This is a genomic window from Bartonella sp. MM97QHHN (genome assembly GCF_042194285.1).
In the GTDB taxonomy this organism is placed as follows: domain Bacteria; phylum Pseudomonadota; class Alphaproteobacteria; order Rhizobiales; family Rhizobiaceae; genus Bartonella.
The window spans coordinates 1-1272 of the sequence record NZ_JBHIMS010000051.1 but is presented as its reverse complement, the minus strand read 5'-3'; the positions used below and the strand labels follow the sequence as shown (position 1 = coordinate 1272).

Sequence of the window (1272 nt, the reverse complement as noted above, 5' to 3'; positions counted from 1 at the left end):
GGTTTACAGAAAAAGACAAGCCGCCGCGTTTACCTTGGTTTATCAGGAGCCCCTTTGCTAATTTTTTATATTATTCAACGCCTATAACAGAAGGTCTGAATGACAGAGAGCATCATGAACATCATCTCATGGCAGAGAGGGTTGGTGGTGTTGAAACGCGCCCCGTTAATGTGAGTGTAATTTATGGGATCAAGACATGAGGAGTTGAAATGTCATTAAAACCGTTTGCGATATCAGAGATTAGCGACCCGTCTCAAGTACGGGTCGTTTTGTATTCTGGGGGAGGTTTTGTACATGCGCCGCTTACTGGCGTTTTTGATTTACTGAAAGCCGCTTTGAAAACAGAGCTTGATGGTTCACTGAAAGATTTAGAGAAGCGCTTAGAGACCTTAAGAGAAGAGTTTGAAGATTTGAAAGAGTGTTCATTAGACGAAGTGCTCTGAATGATGTGAGGACGAAAACAGATGAAGATACCCGATCATGAACATGAATATTTGATACCTGTTGCAACGAAAGAAGAAATGATAGCAGGAACTTCTCAAGACAGCGTTGTTGTTCCAAAGCTTTTAGGGACGGCATCTTTGTATTCGTATGAAACCTTTGCGCCGTTAGAGCAGGTTGTTAATGCACGTCAAGAAGCAGAAAAAGCCATGTCGCGTGCGAATGGTGCGCAACAGGTTGCAGAAGAATCGAAGAGGGTTTCGGAACAAGCGCTTAGCGAAGTGACGAAAACAGTTCAAACAGCGACAACAGCGCTTACGACGTCTCATGAAGCGAAGGAAGAAGCTAAAGCAGCGACGACAACGGCTAGCCTTGCGAAAGAGACAGCGGATACAGCCAATGGCTTAGCAGAAGAAGCCAAGAATACTTCTGATGCAGCGAAGCGCATGGCAGAAGAGACAAAAGCAGCAGTCGATAGAGCCTCAGGGGAAATCAATAGTACGAAAGGTTCCCTTTCTACGGCATTACAACGTTTTGAAGAGGTCAAACAGAGCAGTGAGAATGCTGTTAATTTATCGACCGAAGCCAAGAGGTTAGCCGATGAATCGAAGACCATTGCAACGCGTGCAGAACAAACAGCAAGAGAAGCTTCACAAACAGCAACAGAGACGACGCAAGTAGCAGCGACGGCGGTAGCAACGTGTCATGAAGTTAAGACTGTAGCCATGCAAGCAAGTCTAAAGGCAGATGGAGCCAAACAGGCAGCCGATGATGCCAAGGATATTGCAGAACAAGCAAAAGAGTTATCAGAAGGTGCGACATCTTCTGTTA

The 1272-nt window shown here is 45.4% G+C and carries 1 protein-coding gene and 2 pseudogenes; all 3 read left to right on the top strand.

Annotated elements, in window-relative coordinates:
• Window positions 1-200: pseudogene (locus ACFIJW_RS02735) on the top strand (phage tail protein); the annotation flags it as partial.
• 9 nt (window positions 201-209) lie between these two features.
• Entirely contained in the window at window positions 210-443 is a 234-nt protein-coding gene (locus tag ACFIJW_RS02730; RefSeq protein WP_375611072.1) for a hypothetical protein, read from the top strand.
• 21 nt (window positions 444-464) lie between these two features.
• Window positions 465-1272, top strand: a pseudogene (locus ACFIJW_RS02725) (hypothetical protein); the annotation flags it as partial.